The following is a 21,003-nucleotide window of genomic DNA, read 5'->3' as shown; positions in this document are numbered from 1 at the left end:
ACTAAAATGGGAGGAAGTAGAACAAAAAATACCATAAAAAACATAAAATATAGTACTGTAAATAAGATAGTTACAATGTTTTTATCTTTGGCGGGAAGATATATTTTCCTTAAAATTTTGCCAATTGATTATCTCGGAATTAATGGTGTTTTTAGTGACATCTTTACAATGATGTCATTGGCAGATTTGGGATTAACTACAGCTATGGCATATAGCTTTTATAAGCCATTAGCTGAAAATGACGAAGATAAGCTGGTAGCACTTGTCACACTATATAGAAAATTATATAACACGATAGCTGCGGCTATTACGATTATAGGATTGGCTATTTTACCCTTTTTGGATTATGTGATAAATACAGATATTAACATTCCACATATCAGATTATATTATCTTATTTCACTATTTAATACTGTAGTTTCTTATCTCTTTGCATATAAACAATCGATTATTACTGCTGATCAAAAATTCTATATAATACAGAAATATTCTATGTGGATGGCAATTGGCAAGATTATTTTTCAGACCATTGTATTATGGCTTACACATAGTTACACTGCATATTTATGCGTTGGAATAGTGAATGCTGTTGCATATAATTTGTTAGTTAATCATCAGGCAAATAAATACTATCCGTATATTCTAAAGCGTAAAAAGCTTGATTATCAGGATAAAAAGAATATTTATTCGAACGTTGCATCAGTTTTCATATATAAGATTTCAGGTGTACTGATGGATGGTACTGATAATATGTTGATTTCAACTATTATCAATACTGCTACAGTTGGATTGTATACAAATTATTTAACTGTAATAAATAGACTGACGCAGCTAACAGGGGCTTTTTTTTGGTCTATAACCGCAAGCGTAGGAAATCTTCTGGCAGAAGATAATAAGAAGGAAATAGAAAGAGTATTCAATCAGATAATGATCCTTGGGGATTGGCTGGGTGGAATGGTTGTAGTTTGCCTGTACTGTCTGATGGAGGATTTTATAGCTTGTTTTTTTGGCCCGGAATATGTTATGGACAAATGGATTTTAATAGCAATACTGGCTAATGTTTATTTTTCGCTGGTTACATATCCTTTAGGTATGTTCAAGGAAGCAGGTGGGCTATATAAAGAAACTCGATGGATTATGTTTATTTGTGCCATAGAGAATATAGTATTATCTATCATTTTGGGGAAAATGGTAGGAACTTTTGGAATAATAGCTGCATCGTTTATTTCCAGAATGACGACATCCTTTTGGTTTGAGGCCAGACTTGTTTTTAAAGATATTTTATGTGGGAAAGTCAGTTCCTATTTTATAAGGATAGGATTAAATGCTGCAATAATGTTAGTGTTTTGCGCCATATCTTATAAGGCAGTAGAATTTATTGAATGTAATAACCTTTTGATATGGGCAGTCAAAGGCTTTATGAGTGTTCTGATTATAAATATATTGTATTTTTTGAAATACTTAAAGAACGATGATTACAGGAAGATAATAAAGAAATTATCAGTTGCTGTTGGGATAGGAAAGTAAAATGCTATGGAAGATAAAAAAGTATCAATAATTACGCCTTGCTTCAATGGGGAGGGGTTCGCAGAGAGATTTTTCAATAATATATTGGGACAAACATATCAGAATATTGAATTAATATTTGTTAATGATGGAAGTAGCGATAGGACAGAAGCTATAGCCAAAAGTTATATTCCTACATTTGAGCAGTCCGGAAGAAAGCTTATATATATATATCAGGAAAATTCAGGTCAGGCTGAAGCTATGAATAAAGGACTGGCTATTTTTTCCGGGGATTATCTGATGTGGACAGACTCTGATGATATCTTGGACAAAGATAACATAAGAAAGAAGGTGGAATTTCTTGAGCAAAATCCTGACTGTGGATATGTTATGTGCTATGCACAGGAGGTTCATGAATCAGACCTTACAAAAAAAATAGGTGATTTAAGGCGAATTCAACCTCATGGCGAGGACAATATATTTGAAGATGTTATTCTTGAAAAAAATATTGTATATACACCTGGTGTATATATGGCAAGGACAGAAGCTATATTAGGGGCAATTCCTTCAAGGCATATAATGAAATCTGATGTGGGGCAAAATTGGCAGATGCTTATGCCTCTTACATATAAGTATAAATGCGGATATATAAAAGAAGTATTGTTTTCCTATGTAATTAGAGAGGATAGTCATTCCAGGAGAGAAAAAAAACTAGAGGATGTTATTGAAAAGCTTCACAAGCAAAATGATTTAATTGCCTGCGTTCTTAAAGAAATGGGATTGGAAAATTCTAAGTATATGGATATGCTAAAAGATAAGGTTGTGAGAAAGGAATTTGATAATGGCTATTTCTTTAAAGATAAACAACTGATGAAGCAAAAGTATAAAGAATTAAAGGATATGGGCAGATGTACAAGAAGGGACACTCTAATATTATGGTCCGGACTTTGCCCTGTTATAGACGTTTTATATTCAATTTTTAAAATGGCAAAAAGAGCATACAGACGCAGATAAGTATTATTAGTTTTTGTATCGAAAAAATGAGGAAACTATGGTTAATATAGAGAATAAGGCAGATTGTACGGGCTGTCATTCATGCATGACGGTTTGCCCGAGAAGATGCATCACAATGGCCTCAGATAAACAGGGCTTTAAATATCCTATCGTTAATGCTGACGATTGTATAAACTGTAAACTGTGTGACAAAGTTTGCCATATGAAAAGAGATGATTTAAGGAGCAAACCATACAAAGCTTATGCAGCTAAAAACAATAATGAGAATGAGCGTATGAGTAGTTCATCAGGAGGAATATTTGTAGCAGTTGCCAAATGGGTAATTGGCAAGGGCGGAAGTGTGTATGGTGCAGCCTTTGATGAAAAGTTCCGGGTTCATCATGTGAGAGTGACTAAGGAGGAAGACTTAGAACAACTTCAAACATCAAAATATGTTCAGAGTGATATAGAAAACACATATATTCAGGCAATTGCTGATTTAGAAGATGATAAGTATGTATTGTTTACAGGTACTCCATGTCAGATAGGTGGACTCAAATCTTTTTTGAATAAAGAATATGATAAACTAATACTTCAGGATATAATGTGTCATGGTGTACCATCTCCAAAACTATGGAGTAAATATATCAAGGAACTGGGAATTGGCGAGATAAAAAAAATATGTTTTAGAGATAAAAGTGATGGGTGGTCAGAGTATCATGTGAAAATAGAAGGAACAAAAAAGAACATTTATGATGTTTTTAATAAGAATACATATATGAGAGCATTTATTGCCGACGCAAGTCTGAGACCTTCATGCTATAATTGCCGCTATAAGCATTTAGATTATGCTGGTGATTATATCCTTGCTGATTTTTGGGGAGTGTCAAGTATATGTCCGGAAATGAATGATAATAAGGGGGTATCATTGTTCCTGGTCAATTCCACAAAGGGAGAAAGATTATTTGATGTAATAAAAGGTCAGGTTGAATTTAAGGAAGTGGATTTGAATAGTGCACTTTCTAAGAATGGAGCTGCAATAAACGGAGCTGCGATGAATGAAAAGAATAAAGCACTTTTTGAGCATATTGACGATATGACTGTTCATGGGATTGTTGAGAAATATATTCGTGGATCTTTGTGGAATAGGGTAAAAAACAAATTATTAAGATGAGGAAATGAGCATGAGTGAAAAATTGGAACTATATACGTTAAACAGTAATGTTTTGAATAATTCAATAGATAAAATAGTTGTAAAGCTTCACGGCTTATACAAGAAAGATCATTCTAAGATGTTTCTATGTACAGGAGCTGGAGCTAATGGCGGAACCACAACAGTTGCTATCAATATTGCGATTTCACTTGCTGAAGCAGGCTGGAAAACGGTATTTGTTGATTGTGATTTGAGAAAAGACCAGAGATTTAAAAGAATTGGCGGTGAAGTAAAACTGTCTCTCACAGATTACATTACCGGAGGAACAACTGCGTATAGAAGGATTATATATGGGACAAATGTGAATAATCTTGATTATGTGGTTGCAGGAGATAAGAATGATAATCCCGTTCGCCTTTTGTGTAATGCAAAGTTGGAATCGTTTTTAGAAGATATAAAGAAAGATTACGATTTTATAATTATCGACACTCCACCTGTAGGGATTACAAATGATGCGGAAATACTGATTCCTTATGTCGATAAATACATGCTTATTGTCAGTATGAATGAGACAACGAAGCGACAGCTTGTAGAGGCAAGAGTTCAACTTGAGAACTATGAAGATAAGTATATAGGTGTTATTGTGAATAGAATGGAAATGGGGCAGTATAGTAATACGGTTAAAGATTTTGATTACTATACCAGTAACAAGCAACTGCAAAAGCAAAAGCGAGGAATGAGTAAGAGAAAGGATAAATGAGAAGGATGAATAAAACAATAAAGTATTTTGCTATAGCAGTGGTAGTATTATTATTTTGTTCTGCTTCAAAATATAATGTTAAAGCGACGAGTGAAATTCAACAGATTGAGCAGCCGATAGGGAAGAATGAAAGCCCTGTAGAACAGGAAATCCAAACTGATACAGAACAAACGGAATCTGATCCAACTGTTAAAAACAAGTCAGGGCAAACATATTTAAATGCTCCATTAGATAACCCTATACCGGTCTTATATAAGTATGAAATAGAAGGTGATGGAAACATAACACCAGGAGAGGAATTTACGATAAAATTTACTGTTTATAATCCAGCTGTAGTATCTGATGCTGGAAACATTCAGGTTTATCTGTATCAGACTGATAATTTGATATATCCTGTTTATGGTGGATCTAATTCAGTTTATTTAGGCTATGCTAACACGTTATCATATGTCGAGGGTGAACTAACCATGATGGCTTCTAAAGACATTACGGATGAAGAACTTATGGTTAATATGTCGCTTTATTATACTGATAATTACAGAACTGAAAACGTACAGCAGCTAGTTTTGGCTCTTCCGGTGTCGACTGGCGGTAAACTGAGTTTAAGCAGAGTAGATATACCATCCTCTATGTATGTGGGATCAAATAATAGAATTAATGTTTCTTATAGAAATAATGGACTATCTGCTATAAATGACGTTGTTCTTCACTTGAGTGGAGATGGAATGGAAAGTAAGGACATTTCACTTGGAAGTATAGGTAGTAGTACAAGCATGACATCTGATGCTTATGTGGATTTTGACAGTGAAGGTGAGCACACAGTAGATATGTTTTTTAGCTATACTGATAAGGACGGGCAAACTCTACAGACAGATGTAGTTACTTATACTTTTAAGGTTAATGCATATGAAGAAGCAGATATTACTGATAATACTATTGGCATGATAAGAAGGAATAAGATTAATAGTTTTATTAGCTTGTTTTTTCTTATTGTAAGTATTGGCATTGTTATCTTTTATTTCTTTAGTGGTAGAAATAAAAGAATCAGGAGAAAACAAAAGTAAAGGGTATATATGATGAATTATACGAGAATGTTTGGAATTGCAGAAATAAAGGTAAGTATTATAACCGTATTAAAAAATATAAAAAAGTGTTTTGTTTTAGGCTTTGCTTTTTTTGCTTTTGGCATAATACTTACATTTGGTCAAGGCATAGAAAACTATTATACTGCGTCAAGTAGTCTCTATATAGCTGGCAGTGGGGACTATAACAAGACAGTTTCAGCTGTTCAGACACTTACAAATTATACTTCACTTATAAAAAGTCAAAGAGTAGCTGAACGTGCTTTATCAATTATGGGGAATACTACTCTTAGTTATAAGGCAATTCAAAGCATGGTGTCATACTCAATCTCTGGATCGGGGATAGATTTAACAATTAGAGCAATATCAACTGATGCTGATGAAGCTGTTAATATTGCCAATGCTGTATCAAATGCATTTGTAGAAGAGATGAGGATTATGACCGAAACGGATACAATCCAGATCCTTAGCGCTGCAAATAATGCAGTTATTTCAAATAATGGCTTAATTGATCTATGGAAGACGAGATTACTATTCTTTTTTGCTGGTTTTGCTATAATGGCGTTTTTTATTTTTGCTCTTGAGCTTTTCTCAGATAAAATCAGGAGTGTGGATCAGTGTTTTATTACAGACGAAGATACTATATTAGGCATAATTCCTGAACTGGATAATAAAAAGTGATGAATAAACTTTTATCGATAATAATTCCGGCTTATAACGCTGGAAAATATATTGAAGAGTGTCTAAACTCTTTAAAACATTTGATGAATGATTCTTTTGAAGTATTGGTATTAGATGACGGAAGCACAGATAATACTGCTGAAATTGTTACAAGATGTTCGGCTAATGATAATCGAATAAGATTGTTTACTCAAGATAATGGTGGGGTATCTAAAGCAAGAAATAAAGGACTTGATGAAGCTTGTGGGAAGTACGTGATGTTTTTGGATGCTGATGATTATCTTATCAGAGAGTCTTTTAATAAAGTTATGGAAATCATTAACGCTGATAGATACGATTTTGTGGCATTTGCAAGGAATATAGTTGAATCCAATGGGAGGATATGGAAGGAAGAATTTCCTTTTAACGGCGACTTTACAGATGATAAGGCTATTTCAGATAAGCTTATGTATGCCAATTCTCTTTTTAATGAGTGCTGGGGAAAATTATATAGGAAATCTATAATTGATAGATATAGCATTAGATTCCCGGAAGGAATTCCAATCGGAGAAGATCTGATGTTTGTAATGGAATATTATTCTCATTGCCATTCGTACTGTGTATTAAATGTAAGCCTTGTTGCTTATAGACAACATGGTGATAGCGCTATGCGAAAGTATAGCATTACTGATAGAATTCGATATACTGAACATTTATATAACTATGCTAGAAAATTTAATGTCGACACATTAAATGAGCAAATAGCATTTTACTATTTTAAGGTACTTACTAATCTATGCAGGGAATATGAAAAAAGTACTATTGTGAAAGAAAATATTGAAGTTATATATAATTCAAAAATGGCCAAAGATGTGTTGAGCAATCTTAATATTTGTAAAATTCCATTTTTTAGGATACACGAATATTTATTTATGACTATGAAAATGAATTATATATCTGCAGTTTATTACCATTTTAAAGGCTTGAAGCGTTGATGTTTTGCGGGGGAGTATTTTACTATTTTGAATAATAAAAGAAAGCTATATGCAGACTATTTAAGGATATTTGCTACTGTAGCAGTTGTTTTGATACATATTTCTATACAGGGGAGAGATGCATCTGAAATTGCAAGCAATGATTAGGTGTTGTTTAATATATTTTGTAGCGCGGTCAGATGGGCAGTCCCTATATTTTTAATGCTAAGTGGCTCACTATTTCTAGGAAGAGATATTCCTATTAAAAAAGTATATTCAAAATATATTTTCAGGCTGGTATGTGCATTTGTTAGTTGGAATATAATATATCTATTTTTATCAAAGGATACAATACAGCATGGAATAATGTATAGAATACTGGATCAGCCTAGTGACCTTATTAAAGGACATTATCATATGTGGTTTCTGATTATGATAATTGGAATGTATATGGGGATGCCTATTTATAGAAAAATAGTGAGTGATAAAAAATAATGAAATATTTTTTGATTCTTGCAGCCGTATTTTCATTTAATATTTCTTGGTGTATACAAATTGTTGAAGATACAGTATCAGTTTCTTTTATCATAAAGATGACGCGTGTTTTTAAAGAATTTCTAACAACAATGAGTCTCGATGTGATAATGGGATATTCTTTTTACTATATATTAGGATATTATGTGGATAATATTGTGATTAGTAAAAAAACAAGAAGATTAATATATCTTCTCGGAGTGAATGGCTTTGTAGTTACTGCAGTGCTTGAATGGATAGTCGCTATTAAAACAAATGAACCACATCAGCATTGTTATAATAATTTTTCAGTAAACGTTGCTTTAGAGGCAATTGCAGTATTTACATGGTTTAAATATCATGATTTTAAAATTACTAAATTGCATGGAGTTATAGAAACTATATCAAAATATTGTTTTGGGGCTTATTTGGTTCATGCTTTGATCATTGAAATATTTGAATGGCCATTGGGAATAACAGCAATATCATTTAATCCGCCGGTTGCGGTTCTGATTATGGGAACAATGGTTTTTGCCAGCTCAATTATAATATCAGCAATATTGAATCACATTCCTTATGTGGGAAAATACTTAGTTTAAATCTATATGGAATCAGTATGAGACTGAAGAAAAAAATAAAAAAAGCAAAATTTGAATTAGTGATTATAACATTCTTTCTGATATTTGCTGCTGTAATTTCAGCTGTGATAACCCATTATATATACTTAGATGATGAATATGATGCCGTATTATTTGAAGAAATTCCAAGCATAGATGATAATACTGATTCATTATTGCTTATGCAAAATATTTATAAAGAACTTGGGCAGGGAATTAATTTAGGTAATTCATTGGATGTATGCGATTGGACACATTTTGGTTCTGTTAGTTCCTCCGGCTTTCAAGCAGCAGTAATATATAATACAAAAACATGGACTGGCTGGAACTCATCAAATTATGTTAGTTTTGGAGATGATGGGAATGCTACTATTGTTTGGGAAATTGAAGACCTGACGTCACCAGCGGATTCTGAAGCCAATAATTTCGCAATTCAGTTGGTTAATCATAAAGATGAGTATAATGATACGGAAGTGGCGTGTACAATTAAAAATGCAAAAATTAAAATGCCAAATGGAATAACGAAAAATTTTTTGAAAACCGGTTCAAAAGAATATAAATTGAAGATAGTAAATGAAGTAACAGATTTTATTTATCTAGATATATCATCAGAAAAACTTGATTCAAGTGATTTAATCGGAGCGAAGGTAGAAGTATCGTTATCTATATCTGATTTTTTTCAGAACAGAAGTAAAGATATAGAATATCTTGAAAAGTATTGGGGAAATCCTGTTATCAATGAAGAAGTTATTCGTTCTATCAAATCTGCTGGTTTTAATACAGTCCGTATACCTGTAACATATTTTAATCACATTTCATCAGATGGAACTATAGATGTAGAATTTTTAGACCGGGTTGAGCAGGTAGTAGATTGGATATTGGAAAATGATATGTTTTGTATAATAGATATTCATCATGATACAGGAAATGATGGATGGATTAAGGCGTCAGAAGATAATTTTGAGGAAAACAAGGACAAGGTATCATATATTTTCACACAAATAGCGACAAGGTTTAAGGATAAGGATGAGCATTTGATTTTAGAAGGACTTAATGAGACTGTTAATGACCTTACGCAATGGCAAGATATCCCTGTAAGGGATTTAGAGGTAATGAATAAGTGGAATCAACTTTTTGTTGACATGGTACGACAGTCAGGTGGTCGGAATTCGGACAGATTTTTATTAGTTAATACTTATGCAGCACTATCGCTAAAAGAGTGTTTGGAAGCTTTTAAATTACCGGAGGACATAACTGAAAACAGGTTGTTTGTTGGGATCCATTGCTATTTTACAAAAGATACTTTGCTTAGTGGGTTTGAAACAGTGAAATGCTATAAGCAAAAGTATAGATTTATTATAGGAGAATGGGCCATAAATGATGGAGTAGCAGATAGATTAAAGATTGTAAATGAGTTTATGGGCAAGACAAGAGAATTGCAGGTACCAACTATATGGTGGGATAACGGAAATATGGATTCTACAGGAATTATAAATAGAGAAAATGGCGATTGGACTAACATGGAAATAGTAAAAGCAATCACAAGAGAGAAAAAGTAATGTTAAAGATAGGAAGAGCATTAAATGTAAAAAAAATAAATTATGATAACAATATATATAATATTGCCTACATTATTATAGTTTTTAAAGCGTTTTATGCATATTCAGATTTAATTGAACCTATTAGAATGCAGTTGGTGTTGAATGCTTGTAGTCTGATGTTTGCGCTAATCATGGCTTACAAAATGCTTTTTCTACAAAAGTATTCTGAGAAAAAAGCTATTATATTTCTATTGATAGGGTTGTTAACGCTATATACTGACAGAAAAACTTATATGTTTATGATGCTTCCGAATTTTTTTCTTATAGCAGCTACTCAAGAGGTTGACATAAAAAAAACAATCAGAAGAATGTATAGAATCAGTACAGCAATTATAGGTTTGCATGTCATAGCATATCCGGTTATTTATTTTTTTAATAGAAGTTCATTACATTTTGCAAAAAGAGGAGTAAGTGAGAATGATAAGGTAAGACATCAGTTTTTATTGTCACATCCTAATATCTTTTCGATGCTTTTATTATGGACTATACTTGGCTATATATATGTTAATTATAAAAAGTTGGATAGGAAAAAAATAGTTGGACTATGGTTTATATATGTTTTTTTCTATATGTTTACTTACTCAAATTCTGGATTGATCATTTTGTCTGCAATAACAATGCTTCTACTTCTTAAAAAGACGTTAGGAAATATGGTCGATGGAATAGTATTATTTTTGGCACGATATTTGTATTCCATTTTGGGTGTTTTTTTTATAGGTATGATGGTTGGATTCCCAAAAACACAGGGAATATCTCGAGTAATTTGGCTGGCAATAGATAAATTTTTTACAGGTCGACTAAAGTATGGAGCATATGCATATCATGTTTCTGGCTTTACTTTGTTTGGAAAACATATATATTTTGGTCCCAAAGAGTTATGGGAAGGATTTTGGGTGGAAGGATTTGCCTGTGATAATGCATATATGTGGATAGCTGTTAGTTACGGATTATTTTATTTTGTTTTGATTGCATATTTATTTTGGAAGTATTCTAAACGAGCTGAGTTTGAGGAACAAATTATTTTTATAGCATATGCGCTATATACTTCTATGGAATTATATGTTACATACATGTATTTTTGTTTTGCAGTAATTTTGGTGGGGAAGTATTTGTGGGAGGATTATGGAAAAAACAGAATTGTGTATAGGAGGAAAAAGGCGAATACGATGGGTTGATGCTGCGAGAGGTATTGGAATAATACTAGTAACACTTATTCATTCATCCACTAGCGCTATACGGAATTATAACTTTGGTGTTTATTTGCTGTATCACTTTACAGTACTTGTAGCGGTTCCTATCATGACATTTTTGGCTGGGTACAGCTTCCAGTTATGTCGTGACAAGTATATAAAAATGAGAACAGAAGAGTTTGTAAAGAAAAAATTTCGTAGTTTAATAATGCCTTATTTATCATATGCACTCATAATATATACGTTATTTGTATTAGCTGGAAGAATGCCTAAAATTGGCTCGCTTGTAGCAAGGGCTGGATATAGTGGAATAGGCATAAAGGATTTTTTAGTAGGCCTTTTGATAGGCCATAATAGGTATTCAATTCACCTTTGGTTCCTTTATGTTCTTTTTGTATATGAAATGATAGCTTTTTTTGTAGCTAAATATATAAAAAAAGATTTTCTATTAATTATTATTGCAGCAATTATGCTGGTATATAGTTTCTTCTTTTATCCTGATTTTTCGTTAGCTTGGGGCAATGGACTTGCATACTTTGTTTTTTTTACGATGGGGATACTAAAACGTAAAGATTATAGAATAACGATAATTTACATTTCTACTGTACTTTGGATAGTTTTATTTTTAACTCGCTTCTTTTTCTTGAGTCCGCATTTAGTAATTTACAATATACTTGGTACAGTTATACCGGTATTTGCTTGTATATCAGTTGCAGGGCTTAGCCATTTGATAAATGATAGCGTTAAGGGCAGATTGATATATCTGGGACAAAACTCGATGGCTATATATCTATTTCAACAACCCTTTTTTGGCTCAGCCCTGGGCACAATTCTATATGCAGTTATAGGCATACCGGCTTGGATTACAGTAGCAATTTGTTTTATAATGTCTATAGGCGTTCCAATGGTTATAAGGAGGATATTTGTTCGCTTTAATTGGTTCAAATTGATGTTTGCAATCAAATAATAGGAGGATCCTATGAAAAAAAAGAAAACAGGAATCAGAATTAATCGTTTTTTGTGTTTGACTCTTATATGTGTAATCATGTTATGCATCATAGGCTTTTCTGACGAGAAAGAGGTTCCTGTTGAAAACCAGGTCTTTATTAATTCCATGGGAGTGGGTTACAACATTGGCAATGCTCTTGATGCCTGCGACTGGAGCACAATGTTTACAAACAAGTATGGAACAGGTACGGAGGGTATTTGGGGTAATCCTGCTATAACTGAGGAATTTGTCAGGACTCTTGCTGCAAGAGGTTTTGGAACGGTCAGAATCCCTGTAACTTATATGAATCATATTGATGGTAACGGTAATATTGATCCTGCCTGGCTTGCAAGGGTAGGACAGGTTGCTAATTGGATCATTGCCAATAATATGTATTGCATTGTCGATATTCATCATGATACGGGCAATTCCGGATGGATAAAGGCAACTGAGGACAACTATAATGCAAATAGTGCCAAAGTGGCATCTATAATCAACCAGATAGCAGTGTTCTTTAATGGCTATGGTGATCATCTCATTCTTGAAGGCTTTAATGAGATGGTTGATGCTCAGTGTCATTGGGATAATGCTCCGGCAGAATCCTTAAATGTATATAATAGGTGGAATCAGTTATTTGTTGATACTGTTAGAGCTACCGGAGGCAACAACAGCTCCAGATACTTACTTGTTAATACCTATGCCTCTACGCTTGGACCGGCAAACACTTCTGCTTTCAATATGCCTAATGATTCTGTGCCTAACAGGATACTTGTGGGTGTTCATAATTATTATGATTTTAATAGCCTGGATGCAAGCTTTGCCAATATAGACAAGCTTCGCAGGCGGGGTTATCCTGTCGTTATAGGTGAATTTGGTGCTACTGTAACAGCTAATTTTGACAGAGCCGCCTATGCTGCAAAATTTATCAGTTTGAGCAGGCAGTATGGTTTTTGCCCTATTTGGTGGGATAATGGGCAGGATCCTGCAAGAAATCCTAAAACATGTTTTTCATTATACAATCGAAATAATCTGACAGAATATTATTCTGACATTTTAAATTCTCTGATGATGAAGAACTAATAGGACTTATTTTGTGGAGGAGGTCATTTCCTGTGGCTGAGACAAAAAAATTACCAATAGGAATACAGGGATTTGAAAAATTACGCACTGATAATTTTCTGTATATTGACAAAACACAATATATATATGAATTGGCACACAACAATGTGCCATATTTTCTTAGTAGACCCAGAAGATTTGGGAAAAGTCTGCTTTTATCAGCATTAAAGGCATATTGGGAAGGTAAAAGTGAATTATTTAAGGGGTTGGCTATTGAAAAACTCGAAGAAAAAAATGAGAATGCGTGGAAAAGATATCCGGTTTTCTATTTTGACTTTAATGGGGAATCATATAATGAAACAGGGGCTTTAGAAAGGAAAATATCTTTTCTTCTTGAGGATTGGGAAAAAGAATATTCAATACCTAATACTGACAACTCCCTGGCAGAAAGATTCCAGCTACTACTAAAGAAAGCATATAGTGAGACAGGACTTCGCTGTGTTGTTTTGGTTGACGAATATGATAAACCTCTTCTTGATGTTATAGAAAATGACTCATTGCAAGGACATAATAAGGATGTTTTTAAGGGCTTTTTCAGTACACTGAAAAGCTATGACGATTATATTCAGTTCATATTTATCACAGGTGTCTCCAAATTTCATAAGGTAAGTATATTTAGTGATCTTAATCAGCTAAAGGATATTTCATTGGATGAGAAGTTTTCTTCATTGTGTGGAATTACAGAACATGAGCTTATAAGTTATTTTTCTGATGATATTAAAGGTCTTTCCCAGAAGCATAACCTTTCCAATGAAGAGTGTATGAGAAAGCTAAAAAGTCTGTATGATGGATACCACTTTTATCCAACTGCTGAAGGCGTTTATAATCCTTTTAGTCTTTTAAATACTTTTTTTGATAAGGAGTTTTCACCATATTGGTTTGAGTCAGGAACACCTTCTTTTTTAGTGAATAAAATTAAAGAAAATGGTTTTGATCTGAGGAAATTTACAAATGGGACTATATATGCAAGCGAATCTGTTTTAAAGGACTATACAGGTGATTCATTGGATTTGATACCGCTGTTATATCAGACGGGTTATCTGACAATAGTAAAATATGATGCGATTCGTAGAAAATATACTCTTGGATTTCCTAATGAAGAGGTGAAATATGGCTTTTTGGAAAGTCTTATGCCTACATATGTTCCGAAGGCTACTGCTGGGAACGGCCTTGATATTTTTACTTTAGACGATTATATAGAAAACGGCGATATTGAGAATATGCGAAATGTTTTTACTGCATTGTTTGCCGGTATCACATATACAACTAAGGCAGATCCGTTTGAGAATTATTTTCAGGCTGTAATTTATCTAGTATTTACTCTGCTTGGAAGATTTGTTATATGCGAGATGCATACATTTTCAGGAAGAATCGACTGTAAAGTTGAGACAAATGATTATATTTATCTGTTTGAATTTAAGCGTGATGATACTGCTCAGTCAGCTCTGGAACAGATTGATTCCAAAGATTATGAGCTTCCTTTTGTAGCTGATTCAAGGAAGTTATATAGGATAGGTGTGGCATTTGATTCTGGTACCAGAAAACTTGTCGAGTGGGAAGTTAGATAGTTGACTACATATATGGGATATGCCACTAAATTGATATGAGAGGAAACTTCAGCTAGGGAGCACTGAAGTTTTCTTGCTGAAAAATAAGTTTGGGGGGAGCTGAATAATAGACTGTTATGATAAATATTAAATCATTCATTTTTGAAAACGGGGAGAAAAGCGTAACGCTTAAAGCATATATATATTCATTCTACTATCGGCTTATGATCAAGCTGATTCCCATGAAGAAAATTGAACCAAGGCTCGGCAAAAGGGGAGAAGAGACGGCTTTAGAAGAAAGCATAGAGCATTTACGAATAGCAAAGCTCTATGCTTTTCATGTGAACCGCATTACAAAGCGACTTCCCTGGGAGGAGAAGTGTTTTGTCCGTGCGCTGACATTAAGGAAACTGCTTGGAGAGAAGCATATACCATGCACGATATATATGGGAGTTTATCTTCAGGAAGATAAACTAAAAGCTCATGCCTGGCTTAGATGTGGACAGCTATATGCCACCGGAGGGAATGGAGAAGGGTTGACTATAGTTGCAAAATTTGCGAATTTTTTCTAAATTAAACGCTATTTTGAAGAATTTCTAATAGTTTCAGAAAAATCAATAAAGTATGAATTAATTATTCTAAAGAAAACGGTAATCATATTTACTTATATTTTTGATTTGCTATACTCAAAATGTGATTAGGAACTTTTGAAACGGATTTCAAGTTTTCAAATTTCAAGGAGAGTATACGAATGAAAAATAATGTACATGCTAAGAGCACACTGTCACTGTTAATGTCGTTTGTACTGTTTGTAACTATATTTACTCTGTCATTCCCGATTAGTTCTAAGGCAGCATCTGATCCTAAGGTTATTAAGGCTATAAAAACATATAAAGGGACTTTTGATTCCGGTATCATTTTGAATGATAATTATACGGTGGAGATGGGGTTCTCACTTGATGGCCTTGACCAGTATAGCAATGTTTTTCAGATGGATAGCACTATCGTCTTAAGAAATGAAAGCACAAGAGGATTATTTACAAGATACGGTTGGTATAATGAAGCATTTTATAAGCCTATGAATAAAGGTATGAATGTAGTAAAGCTTCAGGGTAATGTATTCACGATAAATGATTCTGCAGTAAAAAAAGCAGCTAAGCAAAATCTCAGTTATAAATCAACTCTCAAATTTGGAAACTTTAATGGAGAAATCACATATGTAACTATCAAAAATGCAAACCAGGTTCCGGTAGCTGATTTATATGCAGCATTAGATGAAAATGGTAAGGCTTGCATGTATGACACAGTTGCAAGAAAGTATGTATATGCATCCAAGGATTGCACTGCTATTAGCGGAACAAATGAGTATTATAAGGGTGTAGATACAAAAGATCAAAATGCTAACGATTCACAAAATAAAAATGAAGAAGTTGATAAAGAGCAGGCAGCTGAACAGGCTGAAAATAGTGAAGCTGATAATACAGATGAGCAGAATAAAAATAATACTACTCCTTTAAAGGCTCTTGAAATAAATAATGGTACATTTAATACAGGTATTATTATTAACCAGGATAATTCCTATGAAATGATTTTTGAAATGGCTAATACAGCTATTTATAAGGATATAGTAACATCTTCACCTTATGTTTTAAGATGCGAGTCAACAAAGGGTTTATATGCAAGACATGGCTGGGCAAATGAAGCAGCATACAAGATCCAGCAGGATACACTTGTGGATTATTTACAGAAGAAAAATGAAGTTTATGTAGATGGAAAAATGACTAAAAGACTTTCAAAGCAGACAATAGCAGGTGTTAAGAGCCTTACATTTGGTGGATTCCAGGGCAAAATAGAAATGTTTAAGGTGTTTGATTCAGCCAATAAAGTGATAGCAGAAATTGTTCCTGTACTCGACGAGAATGATGTGGCTTGCCTTGAGGATACAGTAAGTGGAAAGCTTATCTATTGCTCAAAGGAATGTAAGCCTGTATATGCTAGTACGCCTGTACTTGCAACTAAGCCTCAGTATGTTGGAAAAGACATGGAATTGACACTTGAAGATGAAATCGATAATGAAGATATAACTGATACAGAAATAGTTGAAGAAGAAATAGTTAAAGAAGAGACACCTAAAAAAGCCCTGACACGTGAGGAAGAGGTTAGATATGCGATTGTTCAGGCAATCGAAACAGGAGATAGTAGTGTTCACAATATTTCAAAGTATGGATTTAAGTCATTCAAGGAAGTGTCTGCTCTTTTTAAAGATGCAGTTAGTAAAGAGTGTAGAATTGCTTATAATAGTGCATTTAATATGTCCATCGATGTTAGAACAGCTTCGAATGGAATTGTAGAAACTTTTAGTATAAGACAGATGGATAGTGGTTATCTAAACAGATATGCTGATCTGAAAAGAGTTGTTAATGAGGTAAAGCAAAAAACTCAGGGTATGACTGAGTTGCAGAAGATTGTATATATTCATGACTATGTGGCAATCAGGACAGCTTATTCAACATCTGGGAATATGACCAATACAGCTGTTGGTGCTTTGGTCCAGGGAAAGGCATTGTGTTTAGGCTATGCAAGAGCAATGGTATTACTTTTACAGGAAACAGGAGTAGAAGCTGAAGTGGTTTCACCAGTTGAAATGAATCATGCGTGGTGCAAGGTTAAGCTTGATGGGCAATGGTATTATGCTGATTCTTGTTGGGATGATCCTGAAAGAAATAATAATATCGAGGTGGCACATAAGTATTTACTTAGAAATGAAAAAGAGTTTAGTAATCTTGGATATAAAGGAGTAATAGATGGTACATGTACTTCTGCCAAATATGTGAATTGGAACATCCATGATGTTAATAATAGAATAGATTATAACGGATCTTATTGGTTCTATATTGACGGGAATACACATAAGGAAGTGAGGGTTGAACTGTAAATAGTGTTGATTAACACTCAATTATTGTTATAATAAATAGGGCTTGTTTAGAGCAATCTGAGCAGGCCTTGTTTTTTAGCAGTATTTATATATTTGTTTATGTAATTCATTGGAGGTTTCTGGATGTCAGCTATATGGGGATATATTGACTTTGAAAAAAATAGTAATTTTGAAGAGATATCAAGGATAAATAGTATTCTAAGAGAGGGATATGCTGATTGCAAGATAGACAGATATGGAGATTATGTAGCTGATAGCTTTTGCTTAGGGTGTGGTGTCCAATATTTGGTACCGGAAGCAGAAAATGAAGTTCTTCCGATTGTGGATGAGGAAAAAGGTATATATTTTACAGCAGATGCTATTGTTGATAACAGAGATGAACTTCTTCCCAAAATAGGATTTGCAGCAGGTGATAATTCAATTCCTGACGCAAGAATACTGTATGAAATGTTTACAAGGTACGGTGAAGAGTGTCTTAATGAAATATTGGGGATATATACCTTTGTGTATTATGATAAAAATAAAAACATTTGTTATATTATTAATGATGCATTAGGGAACAGAACTTTACAATATTATTATAAGAATGGGAAATTATACTTTTCTACTCTTATCAATCCTATTAGCAAAGCAACTGGAAAAATAGAACCAAATAGACAATGGTTCGCGGATTTCTTAGGACTAAATAATTTTGCAGCGGTTATCGATTGTGAAAGTACTCCGGTGGCTGGAATAAAAAGACTTACGATTGCAACAATTAATACATTCACAATCCATGGATCAGATAAAAAACGATATTGGATTCCGGAAGTTTATGATCTGAAGCTTAAATCAGATAAGGATTATAAGGAGCTTTTCTTTAAAACATATTCTGAAGCAGTGAACAGGCTTGTAAGAACTGACAAGCTGACTCTGCTTTTAAGTGGTGGTTTGGATTCTACTTCTATTGTATGCATGCTTCCATATACAGAAAGAGGGAAAAATGTGAAATTGCGTACATTTACTTCAATACCATTCAAAAATTTTAAAAGTGATATGAGAATGGAGAGTACTGAAGATGAGTCCGGGGAGGTTCTTAAGACAAAAGAATTCCTAAGTAGAAGAGGGTTTGATTTCGACGCACAGTTTATTTCACTTGATAATGTTGATACTTGGAGTGGAAGAATAGAAAAAGAAAAAATGTTGGAAATGCCGTATAAACCCATGCTTAATCTATTATGGATGTGCAGGGGGCTTTCTGAATCATATGAATATGGTTCTAAAGTTATGCTGGTGGGGGAATATGGTAATGGTACGGTATCGCTTGGCATTGGTAATATGTATCTGTATGATCTCCTAAACAAGAAGAAGTTTCTGAGGTATTTTCAAGAGTGTCGTGATTATTGCAGGCGTTATGATGCTTCTTTTTATGACATTGTACGGTATATATTTAAGGTTTATAAATTATATAGATTAGAATCTTCGAAATATAAGGAAAAGGAAACAGCTACCGTAAATCCTTTACTGTCAAAGGAAGCTATAGAGAATTATCATATTCAGGAACGATTGGACCAGAGCTTAAATAGATTGAAATTTAATCGAAGAGAATTTAAGACATTTAAGGAACGAATAGTCAGTGAAACTGCACTTTATATTTTTTCTGAAATGCACACCAAGGAATCACTGATTACCGGTGCTGTTTTTAGAGACCCTACTATGGATAAGAGAATAATTGAATTATGCTGTAGTTTTCCTGCTATGGCATACAATAAGGGTGGGATATCAAGACGGCTTGTGAGAGAGTATCTAAAGGAAATATTACCTGATAACTCACGTAATATGAATTTCCATGGGGTTCAGAGTGCTGATTTATATGAAAGAGTAAAGAATAACAAATATATTTTTGATGAAATAATGGATATATTTGTAAAAAATAATGATTTGAATTTGGTGGATATAAAGAAGGCTGAGAAAGAAATAAACAGAATAAAAAACAGCGAAGAGCGTATACCAACATTTGAGATATGCCGACTGGAATATACTGCTATGGCATTGGAAATGATGAAAAATATGATGCGCTAGATAAATTCTTACAGTTATGCAAGAATTATTGCTATATAAATAAAGAATGATACTATATAAATGTAATTAAAAATATTCTATTAGGAGGATAAAGCAATGAAAAAAGTATGGAATAATGCAGAGCTTGTAGAGCTTGACATTACAGCAACAGCTTTTGGACCTAGTGAGGCTCCAGTACCGGATGGTGAATCTTATTATAGTGAGGAAGCGCAGAGTGTTGTAATTCCTTATGGTAAGAAGCCCCTTTCTGAGAGCCCTCTTAGATAATTGCAAAAAAACGGACCAACCCTTATGGGTTGGTCTTTTTGTGAGGTTTTATGTTTTTCTATACGATTTATGGATTAAATATATGTTCTGATTATGAACTTGATGAAGCAATAGCAAGGGATGCCTTTGACAATATTGATGTAAATATATCTGCCTTTGAAGGAGAAGATAAGCTTTATGATATGACTGATGAAGAAATATCAAGAGGAGCTTTTCAATATCGTTATGCAAGTGATTGGTGTGGTGTAAGATTTCCAACTGATGGCGCATTTGTAATACGGGATGGCAATAGCATAAGCTATAAGCTATATGATGGATATGAACGATTATATGTAAATGAGATAATACTATGCTTGGCACTTCCTATTATCATGATACAAAGGCAAATGCCTATGTTACATGGAAGCGGCCTTGTATTTAATGATAAATGTTTTGTTGTCTCAGGGGTAAGTGGAGCGGGTAAGTCTACTGTGACGAATGCTTTGATAAATGAAGGGGCTAAATTTTTGGCTGACGACACTGTGGCCCTTGGATTTCATGATGGAGATGCGTTTGCATATCCCGCATATCCTCAGCAGAAATTGTGTCCGGATCAAGTTACAGAAAAGATAAAGCAAGAATCTACTTTAATTGAGCTTCCTCTGGAAAAAGGTATGTCAAAGTACGGGGTGCGTGATATTAATAAATTTTATGCTGACAAAAAGAAGTTGGATGCTTTAATTGTGCTTAATCCCACAGATAAAGTGACTGAACCTATATTGGAAGAGATAACTGGTGCTGAAGGATTTGAATTGTTCAAAAACAATATTTATCAGTTAGCCATATATAAAAGGGTCGGTTTTTCACCGGATTTATTGAAAAAGTGCCTAATGATTATTAGTAAGATTAAAATTTATAAATTGTCACGTCCACTAGAAGGTATGACAACTGATAGGCAGATAGCGATAATAAAAGAGAGATTATAGTTTTTGAATCAGAAAGTGCTATAGAGATTAGCATTTTCTGATTTTTTTTGCGTGAAATTAGTGTATAATCAT

Annotated in this window: 19 protein-coding genes; all 19 read left to right on the top strand. The window is 33.6% G+C overall.

The window, feature by feature from the left end:
* Positions 1-6: 6 nt before the first annotated feature.
* Positions 7-1,527: a lipopolysaccharide biosynthesis protein gene (locus ACHCNF_RS03440; RefSeq protein WP_408071404.1), complete on the top strand. Its 1,521-nt coding sequence runs from the start codon at positions 7-9 to the stop codon at positions 1,525-1,527.
* Positions 1,528-1,533: 6 nt separating this feature from the next.
* Positions 1,534-2,520: a glycosyltransferase family A protein gene (locus ACHCNF_RS03435; protein WP_408071403.1), complete on the top strand. Its 987-nt coding sequence runs from the start codon at positions 1,534-1,536 to the stop codon at positions 2,518-2,520.
* Between the two features lie 37 nt (positions 2,521-2,557).
* Positions 2,558-3,673, top strand: coding sequence for a Coenzyme F420 hydrogenase/dehydrogenase, beta subunit C-terminal domain (locus ACHCNF_RS03430; protein WP_408071402.1), 1,116 nt, complete (start codon positions 2,558-2,560; stop codon positions 3,671-3,673).
* A 10-nt stretch (positions 3,674-3,683) separates the two neighbouring features.
* Positions 3,684-4,412: a CpsD/CapB family tyrosine-protein kinase gene (locus ACHCNF_RS03425; RefSeq protein ID WP_408071401.1), complete on the top strand. Its 729-nt coding sequence runs from the start codon at positions 3,684-3,686 to the stop codon at positions 4,410-4,412.
* The gene (locus ACHCNF_RS03420; RefSeq protein ID WP_408071400.1) at positions 4,409-5,476 is read left to right on the top strand and encodes a COG1361 family protein; all 1,068 of its coding nucleotides are present in this window, start codon (positions 4,409-4,411) and stop codon (positions 5,474-5,476) included. Before ACHCNF_RS03425 ends, ACHCNF_RS03420 begins: the two co-directional genes overlap by 4 nt.
* A 9-nt stretch (positions 5,477-5,485) precedes the next feature.
* Positions 5,486-6,175 carry a YveK family protein gene (locus tag ACHCNF_RS03415; RefSeq protein ID WP_408071398.1) on the top strand — a complete coding sequence of 230 codons (690 nt, stop codon included), beginning with the start codon at positions 5,486-5,488 and terminating at the stop codon, positions 6,173-6,175.
* A complete protein-coding gene (locus ACHCNF_RS03410) occupies positions 6,175-7,149 on the top strand; it encodes a glycosyltransferase family 2 protein (RefSeq protein WP_408072185.1) in 975 nt (324 codons plus the stop codon). Before ACHCNF_RS03415 ends, ACHCNF_RS03410 begins: the two co-directional genes overlap by 1 nt.
* Positions 7,150-7,296: 147 nt before the next feature.
* Complete coding sequence (locus tag ACHCNF_RS03405; protein ID WP_408071397.1) at positions 7,297-7,623, top strand: acyltransferase family protein; 327 nt, start codon at positions 7,297-7,299, stop codon at positions 7,621-7,623.
* Positions 7,623-8,240, top strand: a complete 618-nt coding sequence (locus tag ACHCNF_RS03400) for an acyltransferase (RefSeq protein WP_408071396.1) — start codon at positions 7,623-7,625, stop codon at positions 8,238-8,240. Before ACHCNF_RS03405 ends, ACHCNF_RS03400 begins: the two co-directional genes overlap by 1 nt.
* A 17-nt stretch (positions 8,241-8,257) precedes the next feature.
* Positions 8,258-9,817 carry a glycoside hydrolase family 5 protein gene (locus tag ACHCNF_RS03395; protein WP_408071395.1) on the top strand — a complete coding sequence of 520 codons (1,560 nt, stop codon included), beginning with the start codon at positions 8,258-8,260 and terminating at the stop codon, positions 9,815-9,817.
* On the top strand, positions 9,817-11,034 hold the full coding sequence (locus ACHCNF_RS03390; protein WP_408071393.1) for a hypothetical protein: 1,218 nt from the start codon (positions 9,817-9,819) through the stop codon (positions 11,032-11,034). The genes ACHCNF_RS03395 and ACHCNF_RS03390 overlap by 1 nt, the downstream gene beginning before the upstream one ends.
* Complete coding sequence (locus tag ACHCNF_RS03385; protein ID WP_408071392.1) at positions 10,982-12,016, top strand: acyltransferase family protein; 1,035 nt, start codon at positions 10,982-10,984, stop codon at positions 12,014-12,016. Before ACHCNF_RS03390 ends, ACHCNF_RS03385 begins: the two co-directional genes overlap by 53 nt.
* Positions 12,017-12,028: 12 nt before the next feature.
* Positions 12,029-13,117, top strand: a complete 1,089-nt coding sequence (locus ACHCNF_RS03380; RefSeq protein WP_408071391.1) for a glycoside hydrolase family 5 protein — start codon at positions 12,029-12,031, stop codon at positions 13,115-13,117.
* Positions 13,118-13,149: 32 nt separating this feature from the next.
* A complete protein-coding gene (locus ACHCNF_RS03375; RefSeq protein WP_408071390.1) occupies positions 13,150-14,724 on the top strand; it encodes an ATP-binding protein in 1,575 nt (524 codons plus the stop codon).
* A 116-nt stretch (positions 14,725-14,840) separates the two neighbouring features.
* Positions 14,841-15,275, top strand: coding sequence for a lasso peptide biosynthesis B2 protein (locus tag ACHCNF_RS03370; RefSeq protein ID WP_408071389.1), 435 nt, complete (start codon positions 14,841-14,843; stop codon positions 15,273-15,275).
* Positions 15,276-15,454: 179 nt separating this feature from the next.
* Positions 15,455-17,638, top strand: a complete 2,184-nt coding sequence (locus tag ACHCNF_RS03365; protein ID WP_408071388.1) for a transglutaminase domain-containing protein — start codon at positions 15,455-15,457, stop codon at positions 17,636-17,638.
* Positions 17,639-17,761: 123 nt separating this feature from the next.
* Positions 17,762-19,699, top strand: coding sequence for an asparagine synthase-related protein (locus tag ACHCNF_RS03360; RefSeq protein ID WP_408071387.1), 1,938 nt, complete (start codon positions 17,762-17,764; stop codon positions 19,697-19,699).
* A gap of 96 nt (positions 19,700-19,795) precedes the next feature.
* Positions 19,796-19,966, top strand: coding sequence for a hypothetical protein (locus tag ACHCNF_RS03355; RefSeq protein WP_408071386.1), 171 nt, complete (start codon positions 19,796-19,798; stop codon positions 19,964-19,966).
* A gap of 50 nt (positions 19,967-20,016) precedes the next feature.
* Positions 20,017-20,931, top strand: coding sequence for a hypothetical protein (locus tag ACHCNF_RS03350; protein ID WP_408071385.1), 915 nt, complete (start codon positions 20,017-20,019; stop codon positions 20,929-20,931).
* Positions 20,932-21,003: the final 72 nt, after the last annotated feature.

The sequence above is a fragment of the Butyrivibrio sp. NATIVEDY162 genome (assembly GCF_045999815.1).
Lineage (GTDB): Bacteria > Bacillota > Clostridia > Lachnospirales > Lachnospiraceae > Butyrivibrio.
Note: the sequence above shows the minus strand (reverse complement) of the source record. Positions and strands in the feature narration are given on the sequence as shown.

Excerpts from the sequence above, each read along its gene's own strand:
- ACHCNF_RS03440 (WP_408071404.1), top strand. The coding sequence starts at position 7 with ATGGGAGGAAGTAGAACAAAAAATACCATAAAAAACATAAAATATAGT.
- ACHCNF_RS03435 (WP_408071403.1), top strand. The coding sequence starts at position 1,534 with ATGGAAGATAAAAAAGTATCAATAATTACGCCTTGCTTCAATGGGGAG.
- ACHCNF_RS03430 (WP_408071402.1), top strand. The coding sequence starts at position 2,558 with ATGGTTAATATAGAGAATAAGGCAGATTGTACGGGCTGTCATTCATGC.
- ACHCNF_RS03425 (WP_408071401.1), top strand. The coding sequence starts at position 3,684 with ATGAGTGAAAAATTGGAACTATATACGTTAAACAGTAATGTTTTGAAT.
- ACHCNF_RS03420 (WP_408071400.1), top strand. The coding sequence starts at position 4,409 with ATGAGAAGGATGAATAAAACAATAAAGTATTTTGCTATAGCAGTGGTA.
- ACHCNF_RS03415 (WP_408071398.1), top strand. The coding sequence starts at position 5,486 with ATGATGAATTATACGAGAATGTTTGGAATTGCAGAAATAAAGGTAAGT.
- ACHCNF_RS03410 (WP_408072185.1), top strand. The coding sequence starts at position 6,175 with ATGAATAAACTTTTATCGATAATAATTCCGGCTTATAACGCTGGAAAA.
- ACHCNF_RS03400 (WP_408071396.1), top strand. The coding sequence starts at position 7,623 with ATGAAATATTTTTTGATTCTTGCAGCCGTATTTTCATTTAATATTTCT.
- ACHCNF_RS03395 (WP_408071395.1), top strand. The coding sequence starts at position 8,258 with ATGAGACTGAAGAAAAAAATAAAAAAAGCAAAATTTGAATTAGTGATT.
- ACHCNF_RS03390 (WP_408071393.1), top strand. The coding sequence starts at position 9,817 with ATGTTAAAGATAGGAAGAGCATTAAATGTAAAAAAAATAAATTATGAT.
- ACHCNF_RS03385 (WP_408071392.1), top strand. The coding sequence starts at position 10,982 with ATGGAAAAAACAGAATTGTGTATAGGAGGAAAAAGGCGAATACGATGG.
- ACHCNF_RS03380 (WP_408071391.1), top strand. The coding sequence starts at position 12,029 with ATGAAAAAAAAGAAAACAGGAATCAGAATTAATCGTTTTTTGTGTTTG.
- ACHCNF_RS03370 (WP_408071389.1), top strand. The coding sequence starts at position 14,841 with ATGATAAATATTAAATCATTCATTTTTGAAAACGGGGAGAAAAGCGTA.
- ACHCNF_RS03365 (WP_408071388.1), top strand. The coding sequence starts at position 15,455 with ATGAAAAATAATGTACATGCTAAGAGCACACTGTCACTGTTAATGTCG.
- ACHCNF_RS03360 (WP_408071387.1), top strand. The coding sequence starts at position 17,762 with ATGTCAGCTATATGGGGATATATTGACTTTGAAAAAAATAGTAATTTT.
- ACHCNF_RS03355 (WP_408071386.1), top strand. The coding sequence starts at position 19,796 with ATGAAAAAAGTATGGAATAATGCAGAGCTTGTAGAGCTTGACATTACA.
- ACHCNF_RS03350 (WP_408071385.1), top strand. The coding sequence starts at position 20,017 with ATGTTTTTCTATACGATTTATGGATTAAATATATGTTCTGATTATGAA.